Annotated in this window: 10 protein-coding genes; 6 read left to right on the top strand and 4 right to left on the bottom strand. The window is 36.2% G+C overall.

Annotated elements, in window-relative coordinates; all coding sequences use genetic code 11:
* Positions 1–42 precede the first annotated feature (42 nt).
* The 3 genes from I6E80_RS12080 (at position 43) to I6E80_RS12070 (ending at position 7234) form a co-directional block, all read left to right on the top strand.
* Positions 43–2382, top strand: a complete 2340-nt coding sequence (locus I6E80_RS12080; protein WP_197185633.1) for a DNA polymerase II — start codon at positions 43–45, stop codon at positions 2380–2382.
* Positions 2383–2657: 275 nt separating this feature from the next.
* Positions 2658–5522, top strand: coding sequence for a TonB-dependent receptor (locus tag I6E80_RS12075; RefSeq protein WP_197185632.1), 2865 nt, complete (start codon positions 2658–2660; stop codon positions 5520–5522).
* A gap of 59 nt (positions 5523–5581) precedes the next feature.
* Positions 5582–7234 carry a sulfotransferase gene (locus tag I6E80_RS12070; protein ID WP_197185631.1) on the top strand — a complete coding sequence of 551 codons (1653 nt, stop codon included), beginning with the start codon at positions 5582–5584 and terminating at the stop codon, positions 7232–7234.
* Between the two features lie 46 nt (positions 7235–7280).
* On the opposite strand, the gene I6E80_RS12065 is transcribed toward I6E80_RS12070, so the two are convergent.
* From I6E80_RS12065 to I6E80_RS12055, 3 genes are all read right to left on the bottom strand, one after another.
* A complete protein-coding gene (locus tag I6E80_RS12065) occupies positions 7281–8474 on the bottom strand; it encodes a DUF547 domain-containing protein (RefSeq protein WP_139016068.1) in 1194 nt (397 codons plus the stop codon).
* A 5-nt stretch (positions 8475–8479) separates the two neighbouring features.
* Positions 8480–10276, bottom strand: a complete 1797-nt coding sequence (locus I6E80_RS12060; RefSeq protein ID WP_197185630.1) for a putative 2OG-Fe(II) oxygenase — start codon at positions 10274–10276, stop codon at positions 8480–8482.
* 63 nt (positions 10277–10339) lie between these two features.
* Positions 10340–11503, bottom strand: coding sequence for a DUF547 domain-containing protein (locus I6E80_RS12055; RefSeq protein ID WP_197185629.1), 1164 nt, complete (start codon positions 11501–11503; stop codon positions 10340–10342).
* 315 nt (positions 11504–11818) lie between these two features.
* Here I6E80_RS12055 and I6E80_RS12050 point away from each other — a divergent pair, with 315 nt between their 5' ends.
* From I6E80_RS12050 to I6E80_RS12040, 3 genes are all read left to right on the top strand, one after another.
* Entirely contained in the window at positions 11819–14446 is a 2628-nt protein-coding gene (locus I6E80_RS12050) for a TonB-dependent siderophore receptor (RefSeq protein WP_024599773.1), read from the top strand.
* Between the two features lie 525 nt (positions 14447–14971).
* Entirely contained in the window at positions 14972–15274 is a 303-nt protein-coding gene (locus I6E80_RS12045; RefSeq protein WP_007586043.1) for an H-NS family nucleoid-associated regulatory protein, read from the top strand.
* 124 nt (positions 15275–15398) lie between these two features.
* Positions 15399–17150, top strand: a complete 1752-nt coding sequence (locus tag I6E80_RS12040) for a DEAD/DEAH box helicase (RefSeq protein WP_197185628.1) — start codon at positions 15399–15401, stop codon at positions 17148–17150.
* 35 nt (positions 17151–17185) lie between these two features.
* Here the strand turns inward: I6E80_RS12040 and I6E80_RS12035 are convergent, their stop codons facing one another.
* Positions 17186–17521, bottom strand: a complete 336-nt coding sequence (locus tag I6E80_RS12035) for a ribonuclease E inhibitor RraB (RefSeq protein ID WP_024599771.1) — start codon at positions 17519–17521, stop codon at positions 17186–17188.
* Positions 17522–17735 lie beyond the last annotated feature (214 nt).

Here is a 17735-nt window from a genome sequence, read left to right as displayed (position 1 = left end):
ATTTTATTTTTGTTGTTTTTTATTACGAGGCTTATTTCATTAATGCACTTAGACTCGGGGTTTATTCTCTCTACAGAAACAGTCGATTCAACTTTGGGCGTAAGTTTTGTTATTTGGCTTTTAACTGAAAAAGGGCCATTAAAGACAATTAGCATACCAGAGTCAGTTGTTTTTTTTATCAAGTTAACGGATAAAACGACGGCAGAAAAAGTGCTGCAGTGCGCAGGTGTTTCTGTTGACATTGTCCCAGTAGAATTAAAAAACTTCCAGCAAGGTAATGTGGCTGGTTGCTACTTTAAATCACTTAAGCACTACTACAATGCGTTAAAGGCTCTAGGCTTAGAAGCCGTTGTGACATACGAAGATGACATACGACCTATAGATCGCTTTTTAATGGAACGATTTATTAAAGGCTCTATATGGGTGAGAGGAGATATTACACATAAAGACGGATATAGGTTGTTAACCAATTGCCAATTTAAAAATAACCCCGATGTAAGTCCTAAGTTTAAAACAGTTTCTTTAGACATAGAATGTAACGGAGAAGGGGTATTATTCTCGATAGGTTTGGTCGGTCATGGCATAGATTGTGTTTTAATGATTGGTAGTCCGATTAAATATAATGATGCAATTGAAGTAATATGGTGCATTGATGAAATCGATCTTTTACATAAATTACAGCATTATATAGCCCAAACAGATCCAGATCTTATTATTGGTTGGAATGTTATTGAGTTTGATTTTTCTGTTCTTAACTCCAGAGCTGAAACTCTAGGTATAGAATTGCGTCTTGGGCGTAATAACGAAAAAATAAAATTACGAGTAGGTCATTATACTCGATTAACTATACCTGGAAGAGTTGTTATAGATGGGATAGACACGTTAAAAAATGCGACCTATCACTATGACAGCTTTAGCCTGTCAAATGTAGCAGCTAAGGAGCTTGGTGAGAAAAAGTTCATCAGTTCAAGTGACCAGCTAGCAGAAATTGAACGACAATTTAATGATGATAAGTTATCCCTTGCCAAATACAATAGACAAGATTGTGTACTTGTTCTACGTATTTTTAACAAATTAAATTTACTTGATTTTGCTGTTGTTAGGAGTCAATTGACGGGGCTTGAACTTCATAGAATGGGCGGTTCGGTAGCTTCATTTGTTAACCTTTATCTGCCCTTACTCCACCGAAGTGGTTATGTCGCACCCAATTTAGGAGAACATGGCTTAAGTTTTGATAGTCCAGGAGGTTATGTAATGTCTTCAAAACCTGGGCTTTATAAAAATGTAGTTGTACTCGACTTTAAAAGCTTATATCCATCAATTATGCGTACTTTTTGTATTGACCCTCTTGGTTTAATTGAGGGTTTGCTAAATCCAACAGATGCAATACCAGGATATAATAATGCACTTTTTTCAAGACATAAAAATCATTTACCAACTCTTATAAAAACTTTATCAGTAACAAGGCAAGAAGCAAAAGATAGCCAAAAACCTATGTTATCGCAGGCTATAAAAATTATTATGAACAGCTTATATGGAGTGCTTGGTTCTCGAGGATGTCGTTTTTACGATCCACGCCTTTCAAGTTCAATAACCTTACGTGGGCACGATATAATGCAAACTACAAAAAAGTGGATTGAGGAGTGCGGGCACAATGTAATTTATGGTGATACAGATTCAATATTTATTACTTTAGATGACAATTTAGACACACTTCAATGTTATGAAATTGGTAAACAATTAGCTATTAAGATCAATCAACAGTGGGTACAAGAAATAAATCAGACCCACAACTTAGAGAGCTTTTTGGAAATTGAATTTGAGACCTTATACAGCCCCTTTTTTATGCCTACAATTAGGGGGAAAACTATGGGCTCTAAAAAACGGTATGTAGGTAAGAAAATTTATAAAAATCACGACGAGCTTGTATTTAAAGGTGTTGAAGCAGTTCGAAGTGATTGGACTGAGTTCGCTCAGGAGTTTCAAGTTGAATTGTTTGAGGCTTTATTTAGTAGTGATTATAAAATAAGTCTGTTAGTGGAATTAGTTAATTCTTATTCTCGACGTTTACAAAACGGAGAATTTGACGATAAATTAATCTACAGAAAAAGATTAGGGCAAAATTTAACTGAATATCAAAAGAATATACCACCTCATGTCCAAGCTGTTAAAAAATATAAAGCCTCAAACCCAAACTTTGAGGTGAAACGAGGGCAAATTATAGAATATGTGTACACTTTTGATGGACCAGAGCTCAGTAATACGAATAAAAAACTGAATTATTCTTTGTATATAAAAAAACAGTTAGACCCAATAGCCGAAATGATTTTTAGTGCAATGCAAGTGACTCTATCAGAGAACTCCCAAACCTCTCTCTTTTAAATGATTATAAGCTAAAAGTTAACCCTCCTGAATTTAAACACCCTTCCGTAGTTTTATTTAATGCACTAATGGTGCTGTTAAACAACTACAATGTAAATGTTGTGATTTTAAATTGTAATAATTTTAACTGTGGATACATTGTTAATTAACATTAAGTTAATTATATGTTGACCATGTTGTGCTGCTGGTATTATCATAACGTATGATTACTATTTGTTAACAAGTAGTGATCGTAAAAAAATATAAAAAATATAAAAGTATTCTGGGAGAATCAAATGTTAAATAATAAAGTTTCTAAGGCTGTTCGCTTAGCGATAGCTTTTGGTACAGCTTCAACAGCTGCGTTTTCAGCAAGTTCTTTTGCTGCTGAAGAAGAAAAAGTTGATAAAGTTGAACGAATTGAAGTTACTGGTTCACGTATCAAACGTACAGATATGGAAACAGCTAGCCCAGTACAAGTAACAACTGCAGAAGAAATTGCTGTTGCAGGTTTTACTCGTGTTGAAGACATGATGAATAGTTTACCGCAACTAGAAGCGTCTAACACTTCTTTCCAATCAAATGGCGCTTCGGGCACTGCAACGCTTGATTTACGTGGTATGGGCCCTCAGCGTACTCTTGTTCTTGTAAATGGTCGTCGTATGCAAGCTGGTGGTATATACACACAATCAGCTGATATTAACCAAATTCCTGCTGCGCTAATTAAACGCGTAGATGTAATGACTGGTGGTGGTTCATCTACTTACGGTGCAGACGCTGTTGCTGGTGTTGTAAACTTTGTAATGAACGATCAGTTTGAAGGTTTTGAAGTTAATGTAGGTACAACTGCTTACCAACATAATAACGATAATGAATACATGCAAGGCCTAATGGATGATGCTGGCTTTGACTATGAAGAAGGTAATACTGGTCTTGATGGTGCGTCATTTGATTTTGCTGCGACTTTAGGTGGTGCATTCGATAGCGGTAAGGGCCATGCAGTAGCTTACTTTACTTACAACAGACAAAACGAATTACGCCAAGGTGCTCGTGATTACTCATCTTGTGCTCTAAATGCAGCTGGCACAGCTTGTGGCGGTTCAGGTAATGCTGTTAACCCTAACTTCTATATCTCAGCTCCTAATGCTGACGGTGTTGTAGATTTTGGCGAAGGCCAATACGAATACTGGACTCTAGGTCAAGATAGCAGCTTTATTCCTTCAGTTGGTAATACATATAACTATGCGCCAATTAACCACTTTATGCGTCCTGATGAACGTCATACATTAGGCATGTTTGCTAACTACGAAATCAATGATAGCTTCCGTCCGTTTATGGAAGCAATGTTTATGCGTAACCGCACTACAGCGCAAATTGCTGAGTCTGGTACGTTCTTTAATGATAATTACTCGATTGATTTTGATAGCCCATTACTAAATGATACACAACGTGCACAACTAACTGAGCGCTTTGGTTTGACTTCTGGCGATCAGTTTGCAACTTATATTGGTAAGCGTAACGTTGAAGGTGGCCCTCGTGCAGACAGCCTTGAACATAACTCTTTCCGTTTAGTATTAGGTAGTAAAGGCGAAATTAACGACCTTTGGTCTTACGAAGCATTTGCTCAATACGGTTCAACTTCATCTTCTTCAGCATATGAAAATGATTTCTTTGGTCCGCGTATAATCACCGCTTTATCAGCAAATGGTGAAGATTGTAGCGCGACTTCTGGTTGTATCCCATATGATGTTTTTCAGTTTGATGGTGTAACTGAAGAAGCTGCACAGTCACTTACTGGTACGGCAATTTTGAACGGTGTTACTGAGCAATTGATTGTAAGTGGTTTTGTTACTGGCGAATTCGATTTCTCACTTCCATCTTCAGAGTACCCAGTTGCTGCAGTATTTGGTGCAGAGTATCGTGAAGAAACATTCAGTAGAACAGCTGATGAAGTATACGCACAAGGTCTATTACTTGGCCAAGGTGGTACTACTAAGAGTTTAAATGGTGGTTATCAAGTACGTGAAGTGTTTGGTGAGCTTAGCCTACCAATCGTTGAAGATTTACCGTTAGTTGAAAGTTTACTTGTTGAATTAGGCTACCGTTGGTCAGACTATAGCACTTCAGGTGCTGAGCCGACTTATAAAGTGGCAATGAACTGGGATGTAACTAGCGATTGGAAAATTCGTTCAAGCTACAACCGTGCAGTTCGTGCAGCAAACAATGGTGAGTTATTTGCTCAACAAAGCACTGGTTTATGGGCAGGTACAGATCCATGTGCTGGTACACCAACTTTATCAGCAGCTGAGTGTGCAAATACAGGTGTTTCTGCAAGCCAGTACGGCAATGTAGGTAAGAGCCCTGCGGATCAATATAATGCTCTGTTTGGTGGTAACCCAGATTTATCTCCAGAAATCGCTGATACTATTACTTTAGGTGTTGTTGGTAACCCATTTGAAAACTTCAACTTCTCAATCGATTACTGGGATATTGAACTTGAAGACGCGATTGGTAATATTGACCCAGAAATTCTAGTTACACAATGTGGTAAAAGCGGCGCGGCTGTATTTTGTGATAACGTAGACCGTACACCTGGTAGTGGTAGCCTTTGGATAGGTTCTGGCCAAGTTGTTGCTACAAATACTAACTTAGGTAATATCCATTACGAAGGTATCGATTTAAGCGCAAACTACGATATGGAAATTGCTGAAGGTACATTAAAAACTAGTATCATTGGTACCTACATGTTAACTAAGGAATTTGATAATATTCCTGGTGTAAGTGAAGTATATGACTGTGTTGACTCATTAGATAACGGTTGTTTCCCTCAACCAGAATGGCGTCATGTTGTATCAGCTAGCTACGATACTGGCAGCTGGTGGAGAGCTACTGCTAAATGGCGTTTCTTCAGCGGTGTAAACGATTACACTGGTGCTGATACATTAGTACAAGACGACGGTATTAGCTCACAAAGCTATATTGACCTTAAAGGTACATTTACTATTAATGATTACACGTCTTTATTAGTAGGTGTTAACAACGTTATGGATAAAGAAGCACCTCTAGTTGGTGGTTCATTATCAACAAACGCAAATGCTATTGCTGGTTACTACGATTCGTTAGGTCGTTACTTCCATGCGAGCCTTTCATTAAAATTCTAATTTGAATTAATTAATGTATTATTAAGCGAGCTTAGGCTCGCTTTTTTTATGGGGAAAAAATGAAATCGGCAAAAGAAAGTTTACTGTTGGCAATACAGCAATTGAATAGTGGAAATATTGTGGCAGGAAAGGCCATTCTAGAAGATTTATGCGGCAACCCTGAGGTTAATGAGCAAGCTCTAGCTGTATTGTTTAAAGTAGCTATGAATGAAGGCGATTTACTAAAAAGTAAGGAAGTTTGTAGAAGACTCATTTCAATAGCCCCCAAAAAATTCGATTATGTAAATACTCTTTGTCAGTTATATGCCGCCAGTAATGAATTCTCTTTAGCAATAGACTTACTTAAAAAATACACTGAAATAGTACCGGATAGCGCAATGTCGTATTTTCAATTGGGTGAAATGGCAAAAAAAGATGGCAATGGTATTCTTGCAAGTACATCTTTCTTAGCAGCTATCGAGCTTGGTTACCACGATATATATACCGCTTATGTGGAGTTAGCATCCGTCTACTCTGAGCTTTTAATTGATTATGGGACTGCGACTAATTATTTACAGCAGGCAATTACAGTTGAACCAAATAAAATTAATGCCTATTTTAATCTTGCTAATATATATGAGCAGCTTGGTGATAAGCAAAACTGTTTAAAGAGCTTTAATAAGGTATTAAAGATAAATCCTTTATATGGTCTGGCGCATGCGAGAATTGCTGATATACAAACATTTAATAAAAAAGAAGCGTTAGAATACGAACTAAAAAGCCTATCTATTTTAGAAGCTACAGAAGATGATGTGTTAAAAGCTGATATGTATTATGCGCTTGGGAAAGCCTTTGATGATAGCAAAGATTATGAAAAATCATGGTCTTATTATACTAAAGCCAATAGTTTTAATCGAAAATATATCCCGCAATACAACAGAGTTGATATTGAACACCAAGTAAGTAGCACACTAGCAAGAGAGCTTAGTAACGTAAAAAGTAAGACTGGCGATATTGTTCCAATTATTATTTGTGGCATGTTTAGGTCTGGTTCAACCTTAATAGAACAAATAATTTGCACTTCTGAGGTGATTAGTAATGGAGGAGAGATTGATTACTTACATAAGCAACTATTCAATCTAATTGATAAGCCTAAAGTGCTGTCAAGCACGGTTAACTCAACATTATTTCAGCAAGGTTATGAGAAAGAATTAAAGTTAAGAGCGGGAAAAAGTAGTCTTGTTACTGATAAACGGCCTGAGAACTACTTATACATTGATATAATTAAAATGATGTACCCTGAAGCAAAAGTTATTTGGACACAGCGTGATATTAGAGATAACAGTTTATCAGCTTACTTTCAACATTTAGGCCCAAGTTTGAATTATGCGACCGCACTGAATGATACAGTGCACTATCATAAAGCGCAGCAGCGTGTTAAAGCACATTGGCTAAAAAAGTATCCTAATGATATTTTTACAGTCAATTATGATGAACTTGTTTCAAAGCCCGAGGGGGTATTATTGCCTCTGTTCGAATTTTTAGGCGTAAAATATCAAGGTGAAAGCGGTTTATTTCATCAACAAAAAAGTATTGTAAGTACTGCTAGTGTTTGGCAGGTGAGAAAGCCTCTTTATACATCTTCATCGGGAAGATATAAAAATTTCAGTAGATATATTAAAGAAAGCTTATCTATTTCTGATTTTGAAGAGTTTAATAATGTATTAGATTAATCACTGAGAGTATTCAGCACTCAATAGACCGCTGAATACAATTTAATTATTTAGTGGGTAAGTCTTTTATTTTAACACTACTACTATTGATTTTTTTCTTGAGACGAAGCTTATTAATTTTGTCTAATACTGCAGGTGAAAAGCGAGATTGAGAGCTAACTTTAGAGGATAACATATCGCTTAGGAAGCTAAGGTTCATAGCGCCTGCACCAGGCACGTTACTATTGGCTGCTACGGCATTTAGTAAGGCCGCTTTATTGGTGGCATTACCCTCACCAAATGAGCGCTCAGTGCCGTATATGTCGGTTACATTCCAGTCCTCAATAGCTAGAATTAATTCTTCCGAATCTTCTACTTGCGAGTCAATAGAAGAATCGGAATAGTTTAAAATATGCTTCAATAGATCGTTTTCAAAGTCAGGAAATAAAATTTTTGCTTGATCATAAAAAATAGAAACATTTAGACGATTTCTTTTAACTTGAACGCCACGGTTGGAGTTTACAAACTCTTCAGCATTACCTGAAAGTTGTTTATATACCTTATCAGCTGTGTAAGCTTCGTTACGTAAATTCGGACTTCCGATTATCCCTTGATAGAAGCCATACATTACTATTTTCTTATTCCCAAATTTCTTAAAAACGATATCATGTTGAATATTATTAAGTGACAAGGTATGGCCTGAAACATTTATAAATTTATCGTTTAGTATTGAGTTTTCACCTTCGAGTAATTTTTTTGCATTTCGAACTGGGTAATGTTCAATTAACTTTTCAATAATGGCTGTATTATATAAGTTTAGCCAATAAGCTAATTGCTCATCTAAGGTTAATGCGTTTAAAGGGACTTCTTCAGGTACTTTTTCTAGGCTTTGGCGAATTACTTTAAAACCTAGCTTAATATCCGATTTTACAACTTCTTCGAAATAAAAGCGATTAGCCTCTAAAGCCGTATCTCTGTCTCTATTAGATCGTAACCTTGTGCCATTACCTACTATTGGTTTTAGAATAGTCCTATCAGATAAACCCATGTCAATAACGGTTAACTCTAGGAGTTGGTCTAGGTCTTCATAAGATATGCTTATATCCCTATTTAAGCCAAAATCTGAAAACTCTTCGGGTAAAGAGAATTCTTCAGCTTTCACTGGAATAAAAACAATAGCGATTATAAGTAGCAAGCATTTTATCATGATCAATCCTTTGTTTTTGTTTATTTTTATAGCACTAGTTTGAATTTTAATCAACTAGATTAACCAATTGGCATAATATCGCTAGGTATTGTTAAGCGAGGTCTATCGCTTTTAAGCTCATTTGTGCCATGCCAAATATAGCTAGGAAAAATGATAATTTGTCCACTTTCAGGGCATATCTCGCGATCTATTGATTCTCTTTTTCCTAGATCAAGACATGTTTCTCCTAACTTTAACCAGCCATTTTTAAGTGGATCATTTTTACTCATTTCATCAGGTATAGAAATATAGCTGGGTGCTGACAACCAACCGTGAGGATGAATATGATTGGCATGATATCCTCCATTTTCTAGTTTTACTGACCAGCTGCCTTTGGCAGTAAAGTTTAGGCTATTTCTTGCCGTTAATGGGTGCATACTATCTGCTGGTAAATCATTTAAGTAAGTAGATATACATGACTCCATTGACTGCTTAAATAATGAGAGTAACGTATTTGAGCGATAGAGTAAGTGTCCTTCAGTTTGACTTCCTCTTCGAACACTTTGATCAAGCGGGTCTTGTTCTTTAGTGTGTAAAGTAAGTAATAGTTCCTTGAGTTCCTTCCCAAAAGAGTCAAACGACTTGTAGCCTTTAGGCGTAGGTAGAGCCATTGTTTTAACAAACATATCGTAATTAGTTAACCAATGATATTTATCGTCTTTAGCTAAGCGCCAAGCTGTGGATAAATAAGCCCAGATTTCTTGATTAAAAGGGTTGTGTTTAACTGCAATGTTTAAGTGCAATATTGCTTTTTTATATTCAAAATTTTCAATACAGTAGTTTGCCAAATCTACACTATATCTTGCTGATTGCGGAGCCTGTGATACAAGCTCATCTAATATAATGAATGCTTTATCACTTTGCCCATGCTTACCTAAAATGATGCCATGAGCATGTTTTATGTCTAAGTTATCAGGGAAGAGCCTAATTGCTTGTGAAGATACATCAAGGGCTTGATTAAAATCTTTAAAATGTAAAAGCTGAGCTAGTTGTGATTGAACTAGTTGTGGGTTTTTAGCATGATTTAAGAATGTACTATTGTAGGAGCTCATAAGGGCTGATTTGTTTGCACGATCCCAGTATAATTTATTTAAACACTCATGCGCAGGTATATAGTTAGGAGCCTGTTCAAGACATCGTTTTAAATACTGCTCTGAGAGCTCAAACTTTAGTAAATCATAGTAAGTACAGCCAATCAAAAAGTTAACCTCGGGGCTATACTTGTTCTGCTTATCGCTTAGCATTAAAAATATATCTAAAGCATTGTCGAATTTACCCATATTGCGAAAATTACAAGCACGTTTATATTTAAATAAAAATTGATTTTTTAAATCGGCAGGTAAAGAGAGGTAATAGCTTTCAACTAATTCTAAGTCACCCAAACGTTCTAGTAATTCAAGCTTTAACCAGTGATATCTCTCTTTTAAGGTTTCATCAGATACGGTTTTAGAAAGTTCCTTTTTTGCTTGTAACAACTGGTTGGTTTTGATCAAGCTTTCTATAAAATTCAGAGATACCTTTTTGCTTAATGCCAAATATCTTGTGTTTTTTAAAAAGTTTAAACATAACGAATGTTTAGTAGTTCTGCATAGCAAGTTTGTATAGTTTTCAATTAGAGGGAGTGATGAAGGAAACTTATTTACTGCGTAAGAATATGTTTGTTCGGCATTTTCATTTTGGTTAAGTGCGCTATATGTAGCGGCAAGTAAAATATACCAATCAACAGTTTTAATATCACATTTGTTTAAAAAAAGAATAGCTTGGTTATATTGGCGTGAATTATAAGCAGCGAGCGCAGAGTTAAGAAAGTTAGACATAAAACACCCTATTTTTCGTACCATGTTAACAGGGTGTTTTTTAAAGTTAAATAATAAAATTTATTAAAGGTCTTTTATTTTTACAGAGCCACTATTATCAGTTTCTTTTAGCTTGAGAGCTCTAATTTTTTCGAGCATTTCTGGAGAAAAGCGGCCAAAGTCCATCGTTTTCTCCGAAATAGAATTAGATAAAAAGCTTATGTTAACAGCACCTAGTCCTGAACCTGCGCCATCAGCTCCTATTGGTTTTGATGAGTTATTTGCAACAGCATTGAGCATGGCGGCAGGGTTTGTTGACGCTGCGCCACCAAACTTTCGCTCTGTGCCATAAATATCAGTGATTCTCCAATCTTCAATACCTATTTTAAAGCTCTTAGCATATTTTATATCAGAGCTCATTGGCGGGTTTGCATAGTCTTTTAGGTGTTCTCGTAAATCTTTCTCGAAGTTTTCGAATAATGGTTTAACTTGCTCATAGTACTTAGAGGCATAAAGGCGATTTTTTCGCTTGATACTAGTTCCTCTGTTTGAATTGACGAATTCCTCAGCGTTTTCAACTAACTGATGATAAACCTTGTTTCCTTTATATGCTTCGGCACGAATGTTAGGACTTCCTATATTTCCTTGATAAAACCCATACATAACTATTGGTTTTTTTATACCAAACTTTTTAAAAACAATATTTTGTTGTATATCGTTTAAAGAAAGTTTGTGGCCAGCAACATTTAAAAACTCATCCTCTAAAATTGAATTGCTGCCAAAGAGTAAATCTTCTGTATCGCGAATAGGATAGTGTGTGATTAGTTTTTCTAACATAGCCGTATTGTAAAGGTTTAACCAATAAGCAAGTTGCTCATCAAGGCTGAGTTCGTTAAGTGAGATTTCATTTGGAAGACTTTCTAGGCTAACTCTAATCTTATAAAAACCATCTTTAATCTCTGATTTTGTTACTTCTTCAAAGAAGAAACGATTTGCCTCTAATGCTGTGTCGTTATTTTTATGCGATTTCATTCTTGTGCCGATAGAGGCCTGAGAATTTAGTTTGGAACGATCTGATGCTCCAGTATCAATTACAGTAAAACTTAGAAGAGTGTCTAGGTCATCGTAAGAGATAGTAATGTCTCTGTTCAAACTAAAATCTGAAAATTCTTCCGGAAGTTCTTTTAAGTCAGCGAAAGCTGAACAAGAGACAAGAAGTATAAAAATAAATGCGGAGTAGGTTTTCATAGCAATTCCTTTGTTTGTTAGGAACACCATAATCTACAAATGTTAATTCACTTTCAAGGTTTGTTTACATTTAATTTTATTTTATTAGCATGAACCCAAAAGGGGAATATTGCACTTTGGTTAATGGTGAGGATATGGCAATGTGTTGATTTTTTGTTTCTTTAAGTTGTTGTAAATTAATGTGTTTATTTCGTTGTCAGAGTGTTGACCTTTTGGTTAGGTTGGGACTACTATTCAAACCGAAATAGGTACTGTGATGAATTGCAGACCGTTTTGAAAACAAAATAATTAAAAAAATATTCTAGGGATAATCCAATGTTAAATAATAAAATCTCAAAGGCAGTTCGCTTAGCTATCGCTTTTAGTGCGGTATCAACCGCTACTTTTTCTGCAAGCTCTATTGCAGCAGAAAAAGAAAAAGTTGAGCGTATAGAAGTAACTGGGTCTCGCATTAAACAAGTTGATATGGAAACATCATCACCAGTAACTGTTATTACCGCTGCAGATCTACAATTATCAGGTGAAGCATCAGTTGCTGATGTTTTAAATAATACTTCTGTAAATAGCTTTGGTTCATGGCGTGGTATGTCTGGCTACGGTAACGGCGCAGCAGCAACAAGTAATATTAACATGCGTGGCCTTGGGGCTGAGTACACATTAGTGCTACTTGACGGTCGCCGTATGCCTGGTACAAGTTCGTCTTCAGGCGCCGCCGCAGATACTTCTCGTATTCCAATGGCAATAGTAGAAAGAATTGAGATTCTTCGTGAAGGTGCTTCTGCTGTATATGGCTCAGATGCTGTTGCAGGTGTTATTAACATTATTACAAAAAAAGACTTTAACGGTTTAAGTTTTTCATATGATACTGAACTACCTAGTGCTGAAGGTGGTGATACAAATCGTTTTAACGTAAGTACAGGTTACTCTGGTGAGAAGGGTAATATTACACTAACTTATGAATATTATGATGCTGAATCAGTATACGATAGAGATATTTGGAAATTAAATGATGAGACTTATGCTGATTATTCGTCATTTAGCTCAGTTCCAAATGGTAATGGTGCTAGTGGTTGGGTTACAAGCCCTACTATGTGTGCAGAATCAAATAACACGGTTGATGGAGGCACTCGCTGTTTATATAACTATGGTGCAGTAACTAAATTATTTGGTGATACTACTCAGAACTCAATGCTTTCAAATTTCAATTATGAATTCACTGATAACTTAAAATTCCGCGGACGCGCAAGTGCATCACTTTCTGAAACTGATTCTCGCTATGCAGGTACACCTGTATCTACAAATCAACCAACTATGTTGGCTGATAATCCTTTAAACCCTGTAGGCGAAGATTTAACTCTATACATGCGCTCAGCTAACATTGGTGAGCGAGATACTCGTACTGAAATTAATAGTATTGATTTCTTAGGTGGTTTAGTCGGTTTTGTAGATGTTGCAAATGGTATTGACTGGGAATTTAATGTACAACACAGCCGTTCTACAACTAACTCATTCAATACAAATCTTATAAATGATGATGTTGTTCAGAAATTAATTGATAGCGGCGAATATGATATCTTTAATACATCAGGAATGAGCTTTGCTAACTGGGATAGCAGCATGAAAGACTTGTATGGCCAAGCCGCTCACACAGGTGTGTATCAAGCTCGTTTTACAAGTACTCAATTTGATACAGTAGCATCTACATTATTGTTTGATAATGGTGATGTTTCGATTGCTGGCGTAGTCGGTGCTGAATTTGAGCAAGTAGAATTTGAACAAATGAGTGACCCTCAATCGGCTTCAGGTCGAGTGTCAGGTGGTTCAGGTGGTGATGATGTTAATGCAGAGCGTGACAGAACTTCTGTATATTCAGAGCTACAAGTAAACCTACCATACAATGTTGATATTAAAGCAGCTGTTCGATATGACAAATACGAGCAAGAAGGTGACGTTGGTTCACAATTTGTATCAGGAACATTCGATAATGTTGCCCCTCAAATTGGTGTTGCATGGCGTCCTTCTGATGCGCTATTAGTTCGAGCTAGCTGGGGTGAATCGTTCCGTGCACCTAACATGGGCGAAATGTTCTCTAGTCAGGCGCTAAGCTTCGAAAAAGCTTACGATACAATTTGGTGTGATACGCAAGGCAATGCAGGTTCTGATGCTATTTACTGTAACCCAAATGCTTCACAGCAACATAAAACTTGGTTTGGTGGTAATCCAGATCTTGAGCCAGAAGAAGGTGAATCATTTACAACAGGTTTTGTTTGGAATGTAACAGATGACTTATCTGTAGAGCTTTCTTACTATAATATCAAGCTAGAAAATAGAATCGCAGCAGTAAGTGTTGAGCGCCTATTAAAAGACGAGCAAGACAATGGCTCTAACCCTGCAGTAGTTCGCGATCCAAATACAGGTCGTATTGATGTAATGTACAGCTTTGACCAAAATATGGCGAGTTTAGAAACATCAGGTTTTGATTTTAAAACAGCTTACATGTTTGAGTCTAGCATTGGTAACTTTGCTCTTAAAGGTGAGTTAAGTTATGTAAGTGACTTTGAAGAAGTAACAGAAGAGGGTGCTGACGCATTCGATTACGCTGGTCTGCAAGAGTACCCAGAGCTTCGTGGTAATGTTACCTTTGATTGGACAAATGATGCATTTGGTGCAGCATGGACTACATACTACATAGGCGACCAAGACTCAGGCAATGAGGAGTATGGTGTAACATACTTAGCTGATATTCCAAGCTATATTAAACACAATATCCAAGTATCATATAACCATGAATGGAATGGTAAGTTTGTACTAGGTGTGAACAATGTGTTTGATAAAGAAGCGCCTCAGCTAAACGATGGCACTAGAGGTTATCGCGATGCTTCAACATCATTATATGATGTTTTAGGCCGAGCTGTATTTTTAAAAGTTGAACAAAACTTCTAAAAATCGTTTATAGATTATGTTTCGTCTTTAATACGCTGACGACTATAATAAAAGGTCAGTTGCTTATGCTTCTGACCTTTTTGCATTTGGTTTGCTATTTAAAATTTAAATTATAGTTTGTATGTGCTTACTGGCCCACTTCATTTTTAAGCTTGTTACTTTGTGATTTCCGATTATATTCACCTGACACTAAGAATAAATAATGTGATTTTTTAATTGAGTCGAAGTAATGATATTTGCAAATTACATATAAGTTCTTAGCTGCTTTATTGTACTAAAAGCTGACATTTATTATTCAACGGATTAGTAGTGTTTTTATCGACTATATATCTTATAAAATGAAGTTCCCTTATACATCGGCAATTTATATTAAATTACTCCTAATTTAATAACGTAAGACTAATAGCGTATATTTAATAGAGGGGTTATTTAGTTTATATCTTGTAATAGTCATTCCTGAAAAATACCCTTATACTAAAAAAGAATAATTAAATAATTCCAATCACACAATTTAGCGAGATATAAATGAAAGAAGTCCGATCTTTTATTAAAACAGCATCATTAACGGATCTTGAAAAAGCTCAACAGCTTATCAATGATGCAATTTCAAAATATACCCAGCAGCAAAAAGCGAAACAGGAAGTTTTGGATCTTTTAAAAGAAAAAGGACTTACGCTAGAAGATTTACAAGATGGAGCATCTGACAAACGTACCAAAGTTAAGCCTAAGTACCGTATGGAACTTAATGGTGAGACTATTGAATGGACAGGCCGTGGCCGTCGTCCTAAAGCGTTTGAAGGTGTTGAGCTTGAGAAATTTTTAGCCTAAAGCTAAATATAAGAGAAGCTTCGGCTTCTCTTTTTTGTTTACCCCTCAATAAAATATAATTAAAGTTTAAAACTCCCAGCTATTATTTGCTAAAATCTCCTTACTCAAACCTATTTGTTTTCCCATGAGCTATAAACTAAGACCTTACCAGCAAGAAGCCGTAGAACGCACCGTTTTACACTTTAGAAAGAGTAATGATCCTGCCGTTATTGTGCTACCAACTGGTGCAGGTAAAAGCCTTGTTATTGCTGAACTTGCCCGTATTGCTAAGCAAAAAATATTAGTACTTGCTCATGTAAAAGAGTTGGTAGAGCAAAATTCGCAAAAATATAAAAGTTTTGGTTTAGAGGCGAGTATATTTTCAGCAGGTTTAAAAGAAAAGTCATTAAACCATCAAGTAACGTTTGCTAGTGTGCAATCACTTTCTCGTAATTTAAATAAATTAAATGAGCATTATTCGTTACTTATTATTGATGAATGCCATAGGGTAAATGGGGATAAAAAAAGTCAGTACGGTAAAGTAATAAACAGTTTAAAAGAATATAACCCTCAGTTAAAAGTATTGGGTTTAACAGCAACACCTTATCGGCTAGGAACGGGGTGGATATACCATCATCATTATCATGGCTTTGTTAAAGGTACTCAAGAAAGTCCGTTTAAAAGTTGTATTTTTGAATTGCCGCTCAGGTATATGATCAAACATAATTATTTAACGCCGCCAAACGAAGTTGATGCAGCGATTAGCCATTATGATTTTTCGTCCTTAGATAGCAATGCATTTGGGCAATATAAGACTGATGATATGAATGCGCTTTTAAAAAACAGTGAGCGCGCAACGAAAGCTATATTACAGCAAGTTATTCAATACAGTGAAGAGCGTAAAGGTGTTATGGTTTTTGCCGCCACGGTAATGCATGCTCAGGAAATATTAAGCTACTTGCCAGCTCATCAAAGCGCACTTATAACAGGTGATACGCCAAACACTGAGCGCGATAAAATCATTAAGCAATTTAAAGCTAAGCAATTAAAGTATCTAGTTAATATATCGGTACTAACGACCGGCTTTGATGCGCCACACGTCGATTTTATAGCTATTTTAAGACCTACAGAATCAGTTAGTTTATATCAACAAATTGTGGGGCGAGGTCTCAGGTTATCTGAATCAAAAACAGATTGCTTAGTAATCGATTATGCCGGCAATGGTTTTAATTTATTTCACCCAGAAGTAGGCGATAAAAAAGGCGATAGTGATAATGAACCTGTGCAGGTACTTTGTCCTGGCTGTGGTTTTGCAAATATATTTTGGGGTAAAACTGATTCCGCAGGAAAAGTAATAGAGCACTTTGGCAGGCGCTGTAAAGGGCTGTTAGAAGATGATGATGGGCATAAAGAGCAGTGCGATTATCGTTTTAGGTTTAAAGAGTGTGAGCAGTGCGGTGCTCAAAATGATATTGCTGCACGTAAATGCCACGATTGCGGCGCGGTAATGGCCGATCCTGATGATAAGTTACGTAATGCCTTAAACCTAAAAGACGCACTTGTACTTCGTTGTAGTGGTTTATCAGTAACTCAAATTAAAGATGAGCTCTTTAAAATAACGTATTTTGATGAAGATGGTACAAGTTGCGATGAGGTATATAACCTGGCAAATAAAGGCGGGCAATTTATATTTAATAAGCAATTTGGTCAACGCGTGGGGCTTGGGCAAACACCGATAGACTTTAAAACTGCAGAGCAAGTAGTAAAAGCACAATTTGAATTAGTACCACCGGATTTTGTTATTGCACGAAAAAGTAAGAAGTATGGTTGGAAAGTGGCAGACAAGCTATTTGACTATAAAGGGAATTTTAGAAAAGCAAATCAGTTAAGCCGATAAGCTTAACTGATCGAGTACATTAGATTAAAAGGTAATTAAGCCTCGTCATCATCCATCAATCCCCAACCGTCACCGTATCCATTAAAGCTGTTAGCAATGCTTTCAATGTATTGCTCGGCTTGTCCAAGAAGGGTGTGCTCTGGCACCATTTGTACTTGAGTGATTACTTCCCAAACGCCAGTGTCTTTACATTTTCCAAGCTCAGTGTTTTGAACTAATGCATCAGAGACTATTTCTTTAGCAAATTTTTCAGCATCGGCTTCTTGTTCAAATAAGATAAAAAAATCGACTTGGTGCATTTTATTTAAATCAATGCCAGCAGCAGCTATTTCGGCTAAAAGTTGGCCGTTATCATCATCAGGGAATTGCATTAAAAACTCATTTAAAATTAATTTTGTATTCGTAGGCACTATTGTAACTAAAATATTGTCCTAACGCGTACTAATTTTCATTATATCAACCTTTATACAATACATAATTTATCACCTTAGATTGTCATTAAGTTAATGTGTTGCTCATTATGGCTATGCTAATATGCCCTTAATTCGTTAACTGTGTATTTAAGATATTAAAAGTAAGGATATT

This window comes from Pseudoalteromonas sp. NSLLW218, assembly GCF_015864775.1.
Taxonomy (GTDB): Bacteria; Pseudomonadota; Gammaproteobacteria; order Enterobacterales; family Alteromonadaceae; genus Pseudoalteromonas.
This window is presented reverse-complemented; position numbering and strand designations above follow the sequence as displayed.

Coding starts and splice junctions, on each gene's coding strand:
- I6E80_RS12070 (WP_197185631.1), top strand. CDS start 5,582: ATGAAATCGGCAAAAGAAAGTTTACTGTTGGCAATACAGCAATTGAAT.
- I6E80_RS12055 (WP_197185629.1), bottom strand. CDS start 11,503: ATGAAAACCTACTCCGCATTTATTTTTATACTTCTTGTCTCTTGTTCA.
- I6E80_RS12060 (WP_197185630.1), bottom strand. CDS start 10,276: ATGTCTAACTTTCTTAACTCTGCGCTCGCTGCTTATAATTCACGCCAA.
- I6E80_RS12075 (WP_197185632.1), top strand. CDS start 2,658: ATGTTAAATAATAAAGTTTCTAAGGCTGTTCGCTTAGCGATAGCTTTT.
- I6E80_RS12045 (WP_007586043.1), top strand. CDS start 14,972: ATGAAAGAAGTCCGATCTTTTATTAAAACAGCATCATTAACGGATCTT.
- I6E80_RS12080 (WP_197185633.1), top strand. CDS start 43: ATGCACTTAGACTCGGGGTTTATTCTCTCTACAGAAACAGTCGATTCA.
- I6E80_RS12035 (WP_024599771.1), bottom strand. CDS start 17,521: ATGCAATTCCCTGATGATGATAACGGCCAACTTTTAGCCGAAATAGCT.
- I6E80_RS12050 (WP_024599773.1), top strand. CDS start 11,819: ATGTTAAATAATAAAATCTCAAAGGCAGTTCGCTTAGCTATCGCTTTT.
- I6E80_RS12040 (WP_197185628.1), top strand. CDS start 15,399: ATGAGCTATAAACTAAGACCTTACCAGCAAGAAGCCGTAGAACGCACC.